The following is a 15,656-nucleotide window of genomic DNA, read 5'->3' as shown; positions in this document are numbered from 1 at the left end:
GGACGTCACGCTCGCTCCGCGGACGGGCTGCAGCCGAACCGGGACCGGTAGCAGCGGGCGAAATGGGCCGCGCTCGAGAAGCCGCAGGCTGTGGCGATCTCTCCGATCCGGAGCGGGCTCTGGCGCAGCAGGCGCCGTCCGTGGGCGAGGCGGATCGCCCGGTACTGGGCCGAGAAGCTCAGCCCGAGCTTCTCGAGGAACAGCCGGTCGAGGTGGCGCGGGCTGATCGCCGCGAGGCGCGCCATCGCGAGGCGGCCGAGCGGCGCCTCCACGGTCTTCTCCATGGTCTCCAGTACCGCCAGCAGGGCCGGATGGTGGACCCCGTAGCGCTCGACCGCGGAGGCCCGCTGCGGGTCGTCGGCGGCGCCGATGGCGGTGTGGAGGAACCAGTCGGAGACGCGGCGGGCGAAAGCCTCGCCCATGCGCTCGGCGATCAGGGCGTGGGCCATCTCCAGGGGCGCGACCCCGCCGCCGCAGGTCAGGCGATCGCCGTCGGCGACGTAGCGCGCCCGGCTCAGGCGTGCCTCCGGGAAGGTCTCGACCGTGGCGCCTGCATATTCCCAGTGGAGCGTGAACGCGCGATCGGCCAGTAGGCCCGCCGCGGCCATCAGGTAGGGACCGCCCGAGATGCCGCCGATGCGGACGCCGAGCCGGGCCATCCGCCGCAGGGTCGCGTGGATCTCGGGCCTGTCCCACCCGTTCGGCTCGCCGCCGGCGCAGACGAAAAGGGTGTGGAGCTGGCCGCGCAGGCGCGGCAGCGCCTCGGTGGGGACCTCTGCGCCCGACGAGGCGGCGACCCGGCCCTCTGCCTCGCCGAAATAGCGCAGCCGGTAGAGCGGCCGCCCGGCGAGCTCGTTGGCCGCGCGGAACGGCTCGCAGCCCGAGGCGAAGGACAGCAGCGCGAAGCCGGGCACGAGGATGAAGCCGATCTCCTGCGGTCGATCCCCGGTCTCCGCGTCCATGTCGCCCGCGCCCTCCGCTCCCTGACGGCTCAAACGTGCAAGAAGTCGTCCGTTTCGGTCAAACGTCTCGTCCGGCATCCATCATTCTGCGTGTCGTCTTCCTGTGCCGCGCGAGACCGCCCCCGGATGCCTCGACCTGCCGATCTTCCTCCGTTCCGCGCTGCGGCGGTGTCCCGTCCCGGCAGCGAGCGGGCGTGCCGGCCGTGAGCCGCCGCTACGATGTCGCCGTCCTGGGCCTCGGCGCGATGGGCAGCGCCGCGCTCTACCAGCTGGCGAAACGGGGCGCCTCGGTGATCGGGCTCGACCGCTTCGCGCCGCCCCACGTCCTCGGGTCCAGCCACGGCGAGACGCGGATCACCCGCCAGGCGGTCGGCGAGGGCGCTGACTACGTCCCCTTCGTGACCGCCTCGCACCGCATCTGGCGCGAGCTGGAGGCCGAGACCGGCGAGACTTTGCTGAACGCCTGCGGGGCGCTCGTCATGGCCCCGGGCCACGGCGTCTCCTCGCATCACGGCAAGCCGGACTTCGTCGGACGCTCCATCAGCGCCGCTGAGGGCGCCGGCATCGTCCACGAGGTGCTCGACGGCGCGGAGGTGGCCCGCCGGTTCCCGCAATTCCTCAACCTCGCGGGCGACGAGAAGGCCTATTACGAGCCGGGCGGCGGCTACGTGTTCCCGGAGCGCTGCCTCGCGGCGCAGCTCGGCCGCGCGGGTGCCGCGGGTGCCGAGATCCGCACGAACTGCGCGGTGGTCGGGCTTCAGCAGGACGGGAGCGGCGTCCGCGTCGACACGGCGGAGGGGACCATCCTGGCCGACCGCGCCGTCGTGGCCGCGGGCGCCTGGACGGCCCCGCTGCTGGGGAGCCCGTTCGACCGACTGCTGACCGTCCGCCGGCAGCTCCTGCACTGGTACGCGCTCGCGGACGAGACCGCCTACGGGCCGCACTCGCCGGTCTTCATCTGGATGTACGGGACGAGCGACACCGAATACCTCTACGGCTTCCCGCCGCTCGACGGCTCCATCAAGGTCGCGACGGAGCAGTACGACACCACCACCACCGCCGACGGGGTGGCGCGTCGCGTCGATCCGTCCGAATCCGACGAGATGTACCGGCTGCGCGTCGCGAACCGGCTGGCCGGCGCGACTCCGGAGCTCGTCCAGGCCGCGGCCTGCGTCTACACGGTCACCCCCGACCGCGGCTTCATCATCGACCGGCATCCCGAGATGGAGCGCGTGCGGGTGGTGTCCGCCTGCTCGGGGCACGGGTTCAAGCACTCGGCCGGCATCGGCGAGGCCGTCGCGGCTGAGCTGGTCGGGACCGGCAGCACCGTCGATCTCGCGCCCTTCGCCCTGGCACGTTTCAGTTGATGCGCCGGCTAATGGCTCGTGGATTGCTTGAAACCGTGCCAAGATCAGTCGACCCGAGCAGGAAAGACCCGATGCGTCTCACGATCCGCACCCTTCTGACCACCGGTGCGCTGTCCGCCCTCGCGGCATTGTCGACCGTCGCGCTGCCCGGGCGGGCCGCGGCCGCCGACGGCGTCGACGCGATCAAGAAGCGCGGGACGCTGATCGTCGGCGTGAAGGCGGATTACAAGCCGTTCGGCTTCCGCGACCCGAGCGGGACGATCATCGGCCTGGAGCCCGACCTCGCCGCCGACCTCGCCAAGCGGCTGGGCGTGAAGCTCGAGCTCGTGCCCGTCGTCTCGGCCAACCGGATCGAGTTCCTGCAGCAGGGCAAGGTCGATCTGCTGATCGCCACCCTGTCGGACAAGCCGGAGCGCCGCCGCGTCGTGCAGGCGATCGACCCGAACTACTATTCCGACTTCGTGAACGTCCTGCTGCCCAAGTCGTCCGGCATCACCGACTGGGCGCAGCTCAAGGGCAAGCCGCTCTGCGCCACCTCGGGAGCGTGGTACAACAAGGACGTCGCGCGGACCTACGGAGCGGAGATCGTCGCCTTCGACGGATCGGAGAAGCCGCTCTTCGCGCTCAAGCAGGGCAACTGCATCGGCTACGTCTACGACCAGAGCATGCTGCAGGGTAAGCTGCTCGACGACGACTGGAAGGCCAACTACGCGCTGCCGCTCAAGGGCATCCTCGACGCCCCGTGGATGATGGCGGTGGCGCAGGGCAACACCACGCTCCAGGCCGCCGTCGAGGACGCCACCAAGGACTGGATGAAGACCGGCTTCATCGTCAACGAGGAGAAGAAGTGGGGCATCGAGCCGACCGCTTACTCGAAGGCGATGCACGAGAAGTACAAGAACGCGACCAACTGATGCGCGCCTGCACGACGGCCTTGAGCGTTCGCCCGCGATGATCGCCACGATCCAGGCGTGGTTCCAGCAGCTCTACGAGACCACGGGCTTCAACTTCACGGTCTTCTACGATCCCTACGACTGGGACCGGTACGTGGCCGGCCTGCGGATGACGCTGCTCCTCGGGATCAGCACCATCCTGGCCAGCCTCGTCATCGGCGCCGTGGGCGCGCTCCTGCAGAGCGGGCCGTCGCGCGTCCTGCGGGCGCTGGTCAACGGCTTCGTGGTGGTGTTCCGCAACACGCCGCCGCTCGTGCAGATCTTCTTCTTCTACTTCGGCCTCGGGACGCTGCTCCCGGACATCCGCTCGGCCGACGGCCTGCGGGCGCCGATCCTCAACAATGTCCAGTGGGCGATCATCTCGCTGTCGCTGTTCGCGGGCGCGTTCAACGTCGAGATCTTCCGCTCGGGCATCGAGGCCGTGCCGCGGACCACGGTCGAGGCCGCCGAGGCCCTGGGCTACACCCGCTTCAAGGCCTACCGGTACGTCGTCCTGCCGCTGGCCCTGCGCGTCTGCCTGCCGGCCCTGAACAACAACCTGATCAACCTCCTGAAGACCACGACACTGGCCTACGCCATCGCGGTCCCGGAGACCCTGTACGCGGTCAAGCAGATCTGGTCCGAGTCGCAGAACGTGCTGGAGATGATGCTGGTGCTGCTGGCGACTTACGCGGTCCTCGTCGGCGTGCTCGTCTGGATCATGCACCGCTGGGAGCGCGCCCTGCGCATCCCGGGATACGGCCGATGAAAGCGGCCGATCCGCGGGGCGGGCGGCCGAATGCCCTGCCGGTCCTCCTGCCCTTCGCGCTCCCGGAGGACCGCGCGGCGGCGCGCCTGCGCCCGGCCCATCTCTGGCTGCTCGCCGCGCTCGCCCTCGTCGCCGTCCCGGCCTGGGCGCAGGGCGGGGCCGCCGCGCTGTCGCCGCTGGAGGTCGTGATCAAGTGGGCGCCCCTCCTGCTCACGGGCTTCGCCTTCAACGTCGCGATCTCGCTGATGGCGATGGCGATCGGGACCGTGGCGGGCATCGGGCTCGGGCTGGCCATGCTGGCCGAGGGGCGGATCCTGCCCCGCCTCGCGTGGTGCGCCACGCAGGTCTTCCGCAACGTGCCCTGGCTGGTGCTGCTGTTCTTCGTGATGTTCCTGGTGCCGTTCCAGATCACCGTGTTCGGCGTCCGCGTGCCGCTGCCCGACTGGGTGAAGGCGACCTTCGGCTTCAGCCTGCCGGTCATGGCCAACGTCGCCGAGATCGTCCGCGGCGCGGTGCGCTCGGTGCCGAACACCCAGTGGGAGGCCGCCGAGTCGCTGGCCTTCACCCGGCGGCAGACGCTATGGCGCATCATCCTGCCCCAATGCGCGAAGCGCATGCTGCCGCCCTGGATGAACGTCTACTCGCTCATCGCGATGGCGACCGTGCAGGCCTCCATCGTCGGCGTCACCGAGATGCTGACGCTGACCGCGCAGGTGCACGCCGCCGAGGGCGGCCGCCCCGAGCTGTTCGCGCCGCTCTACGGCTTCGCGCTCCTGTGCTTCTTCCTCTACTGCTACCCGATCGACCGGTTCACCGCCGCCCTGGAACGCCGCTTCGAGACCCGCTGAGACCATGACGCGCGCGACCCTGGCCGCCACCCCGTCCCCGACCTGGACCCCCGATCAGCCGATCGTCCGCATCGCCGGCGTGCACAAGTCCTTCGGGACCTTCGAGGTGCTGAAGGGGATCAGCTTCGACGTGCGCAAGGGCGAGGTGGTCTGTATCATCGGCCCATCGGGCTCGGGCAAGTCGACGCTGATCCGCTGCGTCAACGCGCTGGTGCCGGTCAGCGCGGGCTCGATCGAGGTCGAGGGGATCGACGTCACCGATCCCCGGCTCGACAAGCTGGCGCTGCGCCGCAAGGTCGGCATGGTGTTCCAGCAGTACAACCTGTTCCCGCACAAGACCGCGCTTCAGAACGTGATGATGGCCCCCATCCACGTCCTCGGGCAGGACAGGCGCGAGGTCGAGGCTCGGGCGCGGGCGCTCCTCGCCAAGGTGCGGCTCGCCGGCAAGGAGAACGCCTATCCGGGCGAGCTGTCCGGCGGCCAGCAGCAGCGCGTGGCCATCGCCCGCTCGCTGGCGATGCGGCCGGACGTGATGCTGTTCGACGAGGTCACCGCCGCTCTCGATCCGGAGACGGTCAAGGAGGTGCTGGTGACGATCCGGGAGCTCGCCGAGGAGGGCATGACCTGCATGCTCGTCACGCACGAGATGAACTTCGCCCGCGACGTCGCCGACCATATCTACTTCACCGACCGCGGCGTGATCGTCGAGCACGGGCCGCCCGCGACCTTCTTCGCTTCCGCACGGGACGAGCGCACGCGCCGGTTCCTGTCGCAGGTGCTCTGAGCTCGCCGGGTCGGCCCCGGGGTCCGGACCGCGTCAGCGCGGCCCGGCCTCCCGCGCCACGATGTGGTCGGCGATCGCCCCCGCGGTGGTGAGCCAGATGTCGGCGCGCCGGTCGACGATGTGCCGGAGCGCCCGCCGCAGGGGCCGTATCCGGTGCGGCCGCCCGACGATGTAGGGATGGAGCGCGATGCCCATGACCAGGGGTGCGGCTCGCGCCTGCTCCAGCATCTCGTCGAAGGCGTCGACGATGGCGTCGGCGAACTGGCGGCCCGTCTCCTTGCGGGCGACGATGGCGGGGATGTCGTTGAGTTCCTGCGGGTAGGGCACCGTCAGGATCCGGCCGCCGCCGCGGGTCGCGAACCAAGTGGGCTGGTCGTCGTGGTCCCAGTCGAGCAGGTAGCGGTAGCCGGCCTCGGCGAGCAGGTCGGGCGTCACCCGCGACTGCGAGATCCAGGGCCCGAGCCAGCCGGCGGGCGGGCGGCCCTCCTGCGCGGCGATCACCCGGGTCGTCTCGGCGATCAGCGCCCGCTCCGAGTCCTCGTCGAGGGTGCCCTGCCGCTCGGCGTTGGTGCGTCCGTGGCCGACGATCTCGTCGCCCCGCGCCCGGAACGCCTCGATCAGCCCGGGGCAGTCCCGGTACAGGTTGCTGTTGACGAGCACGCTCGCGGGCATCGCCAGTTCGTCCAGCATCGCGGCGATCCGCCAGGCGCCGACCCGGTTGCCCCAGTCGCGCCACGCGTAGTTGAGCACGTCCGGCTGCGGGCCGCCCGGGGCCAGCTCGGCGCCGAGGCCCTCGCCGAACGCGAAGGTCTCGAGGTTCAGCCCGAGATAAACGGCCAGCCGCTTGCCCTCCGGCCAGTCGTAGACCGGCCGGTCGGGGAGGGCGCTGTAGCCGTAGCGGCCGTGTCCGGCATTCGTGTCCATCGTGGCCCCCGTTACGCCGCACCGAGATAGGCCGCTTCCAGCCCCTTGTCCGCCGACAGCTCCGCGGCGGTTCCCCGCGCGACGACCCGGCCCTGCTCCAGCACGTAGCCGCGATCGGCGACCGTGAGGGCCAGCGCCGCCATCTGGTCGACGATCAGGATGGTGACGCCCTCGTCGCGCAGCTCCGCCACGGTGGCGTAGAGGGCGTTGATCATCGCCGGGGCGAGGCCCAGCGACGGCTCGTCGAGGAGCAGGATGCGCGGATGCGCCATCAACCCGCGGGCGATGGCCAGCATCTGCTGCTCGCCGCCGGAGAGCAGGCCCGCCCGGCTCCCCGCCCGGTCGCGCAGCCGGGGGAACCGGTCGAGCAGGCGCTCCACCTCGGCCGGGTCGATCGGCGTCCCGCGCCCGAAGGCGCCGAGGCGGATGTTCTCGACGACGCTGAGCTCCGGGAAGACCTGCCGGCCCTCCGGCACCAGGACGAGCCCAGCGCGGGCGATCCTGTGGGCGGGTAGAGCCTCGACGCGCCGGTCGTCAAATACGATCGCGCCCGCGACCGGGCGCAGCAGCCCCGCCAGCGCCCGCATGGCCGTGGACTTGCCGGCGCCGTTCGCGCCCAAAAGGGCGACGGTCTCGCCCGGCCGCACGTCGAGATGGACGCCGTCGAGGACCGGCGCAGCGCCGTAGCCGGCGGTCAGGTCGAGGACCGAGAGGACGGTGTCCGCCGGCCCCTGCCACGGCGCGCCCCGCGGCCGGGCCGGCGTGTCGGCGCCGCCGAGATAGGCGCGCAGCACCGCCGGGTCGCGCCGGATCTCGGCGGGCGTGCCCCGCGCGATCGGGCGTCCGGCATCCATGACCAGGATGTGGTCGGAGATGCCCATCACCAGCGGCATGTCGTGCTCGACCAGCACCACCGCGACGCCGCTGTCGGCGATCCGGCGGATCAGACGGGCCAGCCGGTCGGTGTCGGCCCGCGACAGGCCGGCGGCGGGCTCGTCGAGGAGCAGCGCCGCGGGGCCGCCGGCGAGCGCCCGGGCGATCTCCACGAGACGCCGGTCGACATGGGGCAGCTCGGCGGCCGGGCGGTCGAGGGCGCCGCGGTAGCCGACGAAGGCGAGGAGCGACGCGGCCGTCCGGCGGTCCCCCGCGCTGGCGCGGCGCCAGAGCCGGCCCGGCGCGGATCCGAGGGCGACGTTGTCGACCACGGTCAGCGAGCCGAACAGCCGCGTGGTCTGGTAGGTGCGCGCGATGCCGGCGCGGGCGACGACATGCGCCGGCCGCCCGGCGAGATCGCGTTCGCCGAGCCGGATCGCCCCGGCGCTCGGGCGGTAGAAGCCCGAGACCATGTTGAGCACGGTCGTCTTGCCGGCCCCGTTCGGGCCGATCACGCTGGTGACCGCGCCGGGCCGGGCGGTGAGGTCGACGCCTTCCGCCGCCGTGATGCCGCCGAAGCGGATGCCGATCCCATCGAGGACGAGGGCCTCGCGCGCCGCCGTGCCGGGCAGCGGCGCCTCTCCGCTCTCCTCGGCGACCCCATTGTCGCGGCCCCGGGGCAGCAGGCGGGCGAGGCTGCCGACCAGCCCCGAGGGCACCAGCCAGAGCACTGCCAGGGTCGCGATCCCGAAGAACAGCAGGCGGTACTCCGCGAGGCCGGACAGCGCCTCCGGCAGCAGCACGGTGACGAGGGCCCCGAGGAGCGGGCCGAGCACCGTGCCGGCTCCGCCGACGATCACCGAGAGGACGAACAGGATCGACTGCGAGAACGGGAACGAGCTCGGCGCAATGAACAGCATCAGCGGCGGCAGGACGGCCCCCGCGAGGCCGGTGAGGGCGGCGGAGATCGCGAAGGCCAGGGTCTTCACCCGGACCGGGTCGAAGCCCAAAGCCGCCGCGGCGACGTCGGCGTCGCGCACGGCGCGCATCGCCCGGCCGAGGCGGCTGCGGGCGAGGAGGTCGAACCCGGCGAGGCTCGCGCCGGCCGCGAGCACCGCCAGCACGGCGAGCCCGGCCGCACTCACCGGCTCGCCGAGGAGCGTCGGCGGGTCGGTGACGACGAGGCCGTTCTGGCCGCCGGTCAGCTCCCCGCCCTCGATCAGCCCGTGCTCGACGATGAAGCCGAAGGCGATCGTCAGCATGGCGAGGTAGGGGCCCTTCACCCGCATCGCCGGCACCGCCACAAGGCCGCCGACGAGCGCCGCGATCAGGGCCGCCGCCGGGAGCGCCAGCCAGAAGCTGACGCCGTGGAGCGTCAGGATCGCGCTGGCGTAGGCGCCGATCGCGTAGAAGCCGGCCTGGCCGAAGGAGATCAGCCCGGTCAGGCCGAGGAGCACGTTGAGGCCGACCCCCGCCACCGTGGTCAGCGCCACCAGGGCGATCACGAAGTGGCTGTAGCCGGCAGTCAGCGCGACGAGGCCGAGCGCGGCGGCGGTGAGGCCGGCAATGCCGAGCCGCATCGCCGGGGCCGAGCGCAGACGGTGCATCGCGTCAGACCTTGTTGACCGCGGCGCGGCCGAGCAGGCCGTCGGGGCGCAGGGTGAGGGCCAGGATGATCACCGAGAACACCACGAGCTGCGTGTAGGTCGAGCCGAGGGTCGCGGTGACGCCGGCCTCGACGAGGCCGTAGAGCAGCCCCGCCAGGATCACCCCGGTGGCGGAGCCGATGCCGCCGAGGATCGCCACCGCGAAGGCCTTGAGGCCGAACAGCGTGCCGAGCTCGGCCGAGACCGAGAACAGCGGCGCGATCAGGAGGCCCGCGATGCCGGCCAGCACCGCCGAGAGCGCGAAGGCGCAGGCCACGGTGCGGCGCACGTCGATCCCCATCAGCCGGGCGGCGTCGGCGTTCTGCGCCACGGCGAGCAGGACGCGGCCGAGATCGGTCCGGCGGAACACCGTGCGGATCGCGAAGGCGAGCGCGACCCCGACGACCGGGATCACGAGCTGCAGCGGGTAGATGCCGGTCCCGAGGATCTCCACCGGCTTCGTGGCCAGCGGCGAGGGCAGGCTCCGCGGCTCCTTGCCGAAGGTGAACAGCACGGTGTTGTCGAGGACGATGCCGCCCGCCACCGTCGCCAGGAGCCACGCATCCGAGCCGCGCGCCACGAACGGGCGGACCAGCGCCCGCTCGACCACGAGGCCGAACAGGGCGCAGCCGGCGAGCGCCAGGACGATCGCGGCGGGCATCGGCCAGCCGAGGGTGACGCCCAGCGCGTAGGCCAGGACCGCGCCCAGGGTGACGACGCTCCCCTGCGCGAAGTTCACGGTCCCCGACACCGCGTAGGTCACGTGGAAGCCCAGGGCCACGAGCCCGTACATGCTGCCGAGGCCGAGACCGCTGACGAGGATGGAGGTCAGCATCGCCGGGCTCAGTTGGTCACCGCGACGATCTCACCGTCCTTGAAGCGGGTGAACACGTAATCGTTCGGTCCCAACGCGTCGTGCTGGCCGGGGGCGAAGGGCTTGTCGTAGGTTTTGATCAGGCCCGGATAGGTGCCGATCTTGTAGAAGCCGTCGCGGACCTTCGGGCCCTCGGTCGAGCCGGCGGCCTGGATGGCGAGCGCCAGCAGATGCGTGGCGTCGTAGGCGTTGGCGATGCCGACGGCGGGGGTGACGTCGGCCATCGACTTGATCGCCGGGTACTTGGCCTTGAGCGCATCGAGCACCGCGCTCGCCTTCGGCGACGCGTTGCCCGCGAAGGTGAAGGTCTGGATGAAGTGGACCTTGCCGGCGCTCGGGCCGGCGAGCTCGTCGAAGCGCCCGCCGGCCGGGCCCCAGTGCGAGACGACCGGCACCGACCAGCCCATCCGGTCGAGGGATTTCACCACCTGGGCCGAGGGGCCGACATTGCCGACGAGGAACAGCGCGTCGGCGCCGGCCTCCTTCAGCCGGGACAGCTGGGGCACCATGTCGACGTCGTTGGCCTCGTACTTCTCGATGCCGGCCGCCGGCAGGTTGGCTGCCTGGAGGGCGTCCTTGAGGCCCTTCTGGTTCGACTCGCCCCAGGCGTTGTTGACGAGGATCATGCCGGGCTTCTTCGCCCCGTAGGTCTTCACCGCGTAGGATACCAGCGCCTCGTCGACGAGGGCGTCGACCGCGGAGACCCGGAAGGCGTAATTGTCGGCGGCGCCGTTGCGGGTGATGCCGGTCCCGGCCGCCCACGGGCCGATGAACGGCACCTTCATCTGGTTGGCGATCGGCACGATCGCCATCGAGACCGGCGTGTCGAGGCCGCCGACCACCGCGACGACGCCGACCCGCTGGATCAGCTCGCGGGTCGCCAGCACGCCCTTGGACGGGTTGGCCTCGTCGTCGCGGGCCACGAGCTCGAGGGGGCGCCCGAGGACGCCGCCCTTGGCGTTGATCTCGTCGATCGCGAGCCCGATCCCGCGGGAGATCGCCTCGCCGGATTTCGCGGACTGGCCGCTCAGGGCGGTCACGAGGCCGATCTTGACGGTGTCGGCCGCCTGCGCGGCCGAGACGGCGAGGCCGAGCAGGGCGCTCGTCGTCACGGCGATGCGGCGCAGGGTCGGGGGCAGGAAGGAGGCCATGGCTGTCTCCGAGGGGCGGGGCAGCCCAGCCGACCGCAACCTCCATGCCACTGAAAAATCGAAGCTTCGCCGCCCGCACGTGACCGTGCGTGCTGCACCGAAGGCAATCTGTGCTCAATCGTCGATCAAAGTGCATACACTTCCTGCATGCACAGAAGAGGCTTTTGCGGCACGTTAGGGCCGACAGGAGGCCTGCCATGACCGACGTGACCCACGATGCCGCGACCGCGCGCGACGCCGCCAACGTCACCGCCTATCTCGAAGCTTCGATGGTGCCGGATCCCGAGACGGCCGCGCGCTACATGGCGCCGGGCACCCGGATCGTGTTCACCGGCGCCCGGGTCTTCAACCATCCGTCCGAGGTCACGGCCTTCAATGCCGGCCGCTACGCCTGGGTGAAGAAGCGGATGGAGCGGCTGGACGTGGTCCCGGGCGACGGCGTCACCACGGTCTACAGCCTCGGCACCCTGTACGGTGCGTGGCCGGACGGCACGCCCTTCGAGGGCAACCGCTACGTCGACCGTTTCACCGTGCGCGACGGCCTGATCGTCGGCATGGAGGTCTGGAACGACAGCGCCGAGCGCCTGCTGACGAAGCACGGCCTCACGGCCTGAGGCGGGAGGTCAGGCTCCGCGGCCGGCACCCGCGACGTAGGGCGCCAGCAGGCGGGCGAGATCGCGCTCGCGCGGGGTCGGCGGCACGATGCGCGCCCGCTCGGCGACGGCGTCGAGGTGGTGGTCCATGAGCGTGGCGGCGCGCTCGGCATCGCCCGCGACCAGGGCGGCGACGATGTCGCGGTGCTCGCTCACGGCGCAGTCCGAGGAGTGCGGCCGGCTGTAGAGGGACAGGATCAGGGCGCAGCGATAGCCGAGTTCGGCGACGTAGCGGGTCAGCACGGCGCTGCCGGTCATCTCGGCGAGCATCAGGTGGAACTCGGTGGCGAGGCGGATCGACAGCGCCTCGGGCCCGCCCCGGGCGGCCTCCTCGCGGGCGATCTGGTCCAGCAGAACCTGGCGCTGGTCCGGACTGAGCTGTCCGGCGAGGCGGCGCACCACGAGCCGCTCCAGGCCGAGGCGCACGTCGAAGGTGTCGCGCGCCTCCTCCCAGCTCGGCGTCGCCACGACGGCGATGCGGTTGCGGCGCAGGTCGACCAAGCCCTCGCCGGCGAGCCGCAGCAGGGCTTGCCGCGCGATGGTGCGGCTGACCCCGAAGCGCTCGCCCAGGGCATCCTCCGGCAGGCGGTCTCCGGGGGCGAGCGCCCGTTCCACGATGGCCCGTCGCAGGGCCTGGCAGATCGCGCCCACGCGATCGCCCTCGTCCGCCGCCTTCATGGACGGCGCCTGGACTCTGTCGCCCGTATCCGCGCGGACTGAACCGTCATGATCCTCCCTCGGGTGCGATCCATCGCGACGCGTCGGGCCTGTGCCCGATCGGCTCTTCGCAGACCTGATGCCGGGTGTGCAACGGTCGCGCCAGCGCCGGCGGCGACCGCCCGGAGCCCGGAAAGACCGTCGATCGGGCGGCGCGGGCGGCCACATAGCCATCGCGGATGCGCGTCTGCCGACTCGCCGACGGCCCGCGTCGTGCGGGCCGTACGGGGATCGTGAACAAAGTGTCGCCGATCCTCCGACCTGATCCCTCGCCATGGGCGGCCGCGCGATCGCGATGTCGCCAAATGTCCGCTCGGTGTTCGGCAGGACGCTCTGTCTCAAAATCGGTCTTCTGCGTCCCAAAACACGGGTATGATCCGCGGTGTGTAGGGCCAGCTACAGCGGCTTCACGGATCGGACCTTACGGACCTCCGCGGACGCAGACGACGTCGAGGTCGCGCGAAAGATCGCGACGACGATCGTGCGGGGGCGGGGTCATGAAGCAAATCGTTCTTCCATCCGTGGTCGTGGGCATCCTGTGCGGTGCCTGCGCGACCTCTTCCGACAAGGTCGCCGCGACGTACGTGTCGCCGATCCAGTACAGCAACCTGTCCTGCACCCAGATCCGCGAGGAGGCCGGCCGCGTCTCGGTGCGCGCCGCGCAGGCTGCCGGGGCGCAGGACGAGAAGCGCCGCGGCGATCAGGTCGCCACGACGGTCGGCGCCGTGGTGTTCCTGCCGGCGCTCCTGTTCATCGACGGCGACAATCACCAGACGGCCGAACTCGCGCGGCTCAAGGGCGAGGTGAAGGCGCTGGAGCAGGCTTCCGCCGAGAAGCGCTGCGGTCTCGACTTCGAGCCGCAGCCCGCGCGCCGCTGAGCCGTCCGGCCCGGACCCGCGCGAAGCACAACTCAAAGACGATGTGGTTTGTGACTTCTATTCTTTGAGTAGATTATGGACGTTGAGGAGTTGGTAACTCTATGTAATTCAATCCCTGAAGACATGCAAAGTGTTGCCGGTGCGTTACATCGTCAATGAAGCGCGCCTGATAAGTCATCGCCACTCAATGGCACCAACGGAAACTGCGCAGACATGACCAAGATTCTGGCCTCTCTGGCCGCCTTCACTGCCCTCACCGCCGCGGCTTCCGCTGCCGACCTGCCGCGTCGTGTTCCGCCGCCGGTGTTCACGCCGGTGCCGGTGTTCACCTGGACCGGCTTCTACGTCGGCGTGAACGCCGGCTACGGCTTCGACGCCAACAGCCGCAACACCACCAACTACGCCCTGCGCGGCGGCACGCTGGCGAACTCGCCCGACACCAACGCGGTGGTCAGCGTCAACAACCGCAGTAACAACAATGGCTTCTCGGGCGGCGCCCAGATCGGCTACAACTGGCAGCTGACCCCGGGCTCGGGCATCGTGGTCGGTTTCGAGGCCGACGCCCAGTACGTCGACTTCGCCCGCCGCGCCAACGGCACGCTCAACTATGGGCTGACCGGCACCCCGGGCTTCGCTTTCTCGGCGCCGCGCGCCTACGTGGCGACCAGCGGCAACGGGCTGGATTACTTCGGCACCGCCCGCGGTCGCCTCGGCTACGCCTTCGACCGCACCCTCGTGTACGGCACCGGCGGCTACGCCTACGGCTCGGGCCAGGACGACCAGACCTTCGCCGGCCGCAACTTCCGCAGCAGCTTCCGCAACGGCTACGCGGTCGGCGGCGGCGTCGAGTACGCCCTGCCCACCGACTCGTTCCTGAACTTCTTCCGCTCCTCGGCCGTCACCCTGAAGGTCGAAGGCCTGTACGTGAACCTCGACCGCCAGAAGAACACTGCCAGCGGCGTCTTCATCCCGAACCTGCTGCCGCCGCGCGGCGTCGCCTACCTCAACGGCGCCGCCGCCGGGACCGAGTTCGCCGTCGTCCGCGCCGGCCTGAACTACAAGTTCGGCTCGTACTGAGCCGAACCCGCGCCTCGAGGGTTGGCATCGGCCCGCGCGGCGGCTCGGCATGGGACTGGTCCTCTGCATGCCGGTCGCCGCGCGGCGGCGATGACCTTCGTTCGATCCTTGCATCCCCAGCCCGATCAAACTGGCGCGAGGTCGACAGAGCCCCGGGAGCCGACCGCTCCCGGGGCTTTCGTTCGAAGGGCCCTCCGCGGTCCGGGACGCGCATCGGGACCGGGTCGCGCGGGGTTGCCGTCCTCGCGCACCTGCGCACCGTCGCGCCGCGCGGGCCGTGTCGATCCTGGGACGGCCATCCGCGCCACGGGCATGGGCCGCGCTCGACCCCGGTGTCCGACCGCGTGTCGCTGTTCGACGCGGAGAATGCGGACCGACGTCGGCGAGATTTCGGACGACATGGAGAAGCGGCTGGGCGTCGCCCTGGCCGCCGGGTCGATCGTCGGAATCGGCGTGACGCTGTTACCGCAGGAGCAGGAAGATGCCCTGCTGGGCGGATCTGGCCAGCGACAGGGCCAACATGCTCACCGACTGGCGGGTCGACAGCGCCTGCGAGTTCGCCGAATCCCGGCTCAACTCGGCGTCTGTCGGGTGATTTGATGAACCCGTTCCTCGTGCCTGCGCGATCTCAGGCCTAAAATTCGATGTCACTGATGTGTCCGAATGGCCGTGAAAGGTTGTGGCAAAGTAAATAGGCCGTGAGAACGGTTTTACCCAGAACTCGCCGAAGATGTCTACTGCTGGTTGATTTGATGCTGGCCCTGGGATGCCGGGCCCCGAGGGAGGTCGGAGGATACCGGACCAATCCGGGGTCAGGGCCCGTCTGTCCAGGGTCCGGGCCGCACGATCTGGCGCCCGACACCGCGAGACGGGCGACTGACCCTCATCAAAGTCGAGCCCCGCGAGAGAAAGCCGATCCTTAGGGGTCGTCCTGTCCCCAGCTTCTGCGCGGAAGCAATGCTGCCATGCAGGGACGGGGCCGCAGGCAACCTCACGGCCCTCCGCCGATCCATGAGCGGCCAAAGCCGGATGATCGGCGACGAGAAGTGCGTCGAGGTCCCCTATCGGCAGATCGAGAATTTCGCATGACGGTAGTGGTCTCGGGCCAAAATTCTACTCCTAATGTAAATTTCCGTCGATATTTGTTAAAATGCTTCGCTTTCAAAATAGTGGCGCGCTTGCAATTCGGAACGTGATGTAC

At 70.6% G+C, this 15,656-nt stretch carries 14 protein-coding genes and 1 pseudogene; 8 read left to right on the top strand and 7 right to left on the bottom strand.

All coding sequences use genetic code 11. The annotated features are described in order from the left end of the window. Nucleotides 1–5 precede the first annotated feature (5 nt). Nucleotides 6–962, bottom strand: coding sequence for a GlxA family transcriptional regulator (locus BKE41_RS17640; protein WP_012320254.1), 957 nt, complete (start codon nucleotides 960–962; stop codon nucleotides 6–8). Between the two features lie 203 nt (nucleotides 963–1,165). On the opposite strand from BKE41_RS17640, the gene solA reads away from it, so the two are divergent. The 5 genes from solA (at nucleotide 1,166) to BKE41_RS17615 (ending at nucleotide 5,662) form a co-directional block, all read left to right on the top strand. Next, on the top strand, nucleotides 1,166–2,329 hold the full coding sequence (solA, locus tag BKE41_RS17635; protein WP_043074128.1) for an N-methyl-L-tryptophan oxidase: 1,164 nt from the start codon (nucleotides 1,166–1,168) through the stop codon (nucleotides 2,327–2,329). A 71-nt stretch (nucleotides 2,330–2,400) separates the two neighbouring features. Further along, nucleotides 2,401–3,243, top strand: coding sequence for a transporter substrate-binding domain-containing protein (locus tag BKE41_RS17630; protein ID WP_012320252.1), 843 nt, complete (start codon nucleotides 2,401–2,403; stop codon nucleotides 3,241–3,243). Between the two features lie 37 nt (nucleotides 3,244–3,280). After that, the gene (locus BKE41_RS17625; protein WP_012320251.1) at nucleotides 3,281–4,030 is read left to right on the top strand and encodes an amino acid ABC transporter permease; all 750 of its coding nucleotides are present in this window, start codon (nucleotides 3,281–3,283) and stop codon (nucleotides 4,028–4,030) included. Beyond that, nucleotides 4,027–4,878 carry an amino acid ABC transporter permease gene (locus BKE41_RS17620; RefSeq protein ID WP_070999923.1) on the top strand — a complete coding sequence of 284 codons (852 nt, stop codon included), beginning with the start codon at nucleotides 4,027–4,029 and terminating at the stop codon, nucleotides 4,876–4,878. The genes BKE41_RS17625 and BKE41_RS17620 overlap by 4 nt, the downstream gene beginning before the upstream one ends. A gap of 4 nt (nucleotides 4,879–4,882) precedes the next feature. Further along, nucleotides 4,883–5,662 carry an amino acid ABC transporter ATP-binding protein gene (locus BKE41_RS17615; protein WP_012320249.1) on the top strand — a complete coding sequence of 260 codons (780 nt, stop codon included), beginning with the start codon at nucleotides 4,883–4,885 and terminating at the stop codon, nucleotides 5,660–5,662. Between the two features lie 33 nt (nucleotides 5,663–5,695). Here BKE41_RS17615 and BKE41_RS17610 read toward each other — a convergent pair whose 3' ends face one another. The 4 genes from BKE41_RS17610 to BKE41_RS17595 are packed head-to-tail and all read right to left on the bottom strand — an operon-like array spanning nucleotide 5,696 to nucleotide 11,130. Beyond that, entirely contained in the window at nucleotides 5,696–6,586 is an 891-nt protein-coding gene (locus tag BKE41_RS17610) for a polysaccharide deacetylase family protein (RefSeq protein ID WP_070999922.1), read from the bottom strand. Between the two features lie 11 nt (nucleotides 6,587–6,597). Then, nucleotides 6,598–9,066, bottom strand: coding sequence for an ATP-binding cassette domain-containing protein (locus BKE41_RS17605; protein ID WP_070999921.1), 2,469 nt, complete (start codon nucleotides 9,064–9,066; stop codon nucleotides 6,598–6,600). 4 nt (nucleotides 9,067–9,070) lie between these two features. Then, entirely contained in the window at nucleotides 9,071–9,940 is an 870-nt protein-coding gene (locus tag BKE41_RS17600) for a branched-chain amino acid ABC transporter permease (protein WP_070999920.1), read from the bottom strand. Between the two features lie 8 nt (nucleotides 9,941–9,948). Beyond that, entirely contained in the window at nucleotides 9,949–11,130 is a 1,182-nt protein-coding gene (locus BKE41_RS17595) for an ABC transporter substrate-binding protein (RefSeq protein WP_043074107.1), read from the bottom strand. 197 nt (nucleotides 11,131–11,327) lie between these two features. Here BKE41_RS17595 and BKE41_RS17590 point away from each other — a divergent pair, with 197 nt between their 5' ends. Next, nucleotides 11,328–11,744 (top strand): nuclear transport factor 2 family protein, encoded by a 417-nt coding sequence (locus BKE41_RS17590; RefSeq protein ID WP_012320244.1) that lies wholly within the window; start codon nucleotides 11,328–11,330, stop codon nucleotides 11,742–11,744. A 9-nt stretch (nucleotides 11,745–11,753) separates the two neighbouring features. Here the strand turns inward: BKE41_RS17590 and BKE41_RS17585 are convergent, their stop codons facing one another. Further along, complete coding sequence (locus BKE41_RS17585) at nucleotides 11,754–12,461, bottom strand: GntR family transcriptional regulator (RefSeq protein WP_070999919.1); 708 nt, start codon at nucleotides 12,459–12,461, stop codon at nucleotides 11,754–11,756. A 536-nt stretch (nucleotides 12,462–12,997) separates the two neighbouring features. Between BKE41_RS17585 and BKE41_RS17580 the strand changes: the two genes are divergently transcribed. Next, nucleotides 12,998–13,378: a hypothetical protein gene (locus BKE41_RS17580; protein WP_012320242.1), complete on the top strand. Its 381-nt coding sequence runs from the start codon at nucleotides 12,998–13,000 to the stop codon at nucleotides 13,376–13,378. Between the two features lie 213 nt (nucleotides 13,379–13,591). Beyond that, nucleotides 13,592–14,455, top strand: coding sequence for a porin family protein (locus BKE41_RS17575; protein WP_012320241.1), 864 nt, complete (start codon nucleotides 13,592–13,594; stop codon nucleotides 14,453–14,455). A 462-nt stretch (nucleotides 14,456–14,917) separates the two neighbouring features. Here BKE41_RS17575 and BKE41_RS32180 read toward each other — a convergent pair. Beyond that, nucleotides 14,918–15,064: pseudogene (locus BKE41_RS32180) on the bottom strand (flagellar protein); the annotation flags it as partial. Nucleotides 15,065–15,656 lie beyond the last annotated feature (592 nt).

The sequence above is a fragment of the Methylobacterium sp. C1 genome (genome assembly GCF_001854385.1).
Lineage (GTDB): Bacteria > Pseudomonadota > Alphaproteobacteria > Rhizobiales > Beijerinckiaceae > Methylobacterium > Methylobacterium radiotolerans.
This window is presented reverse-complemented; position numbering and strand designations above follow the sequence as displayed.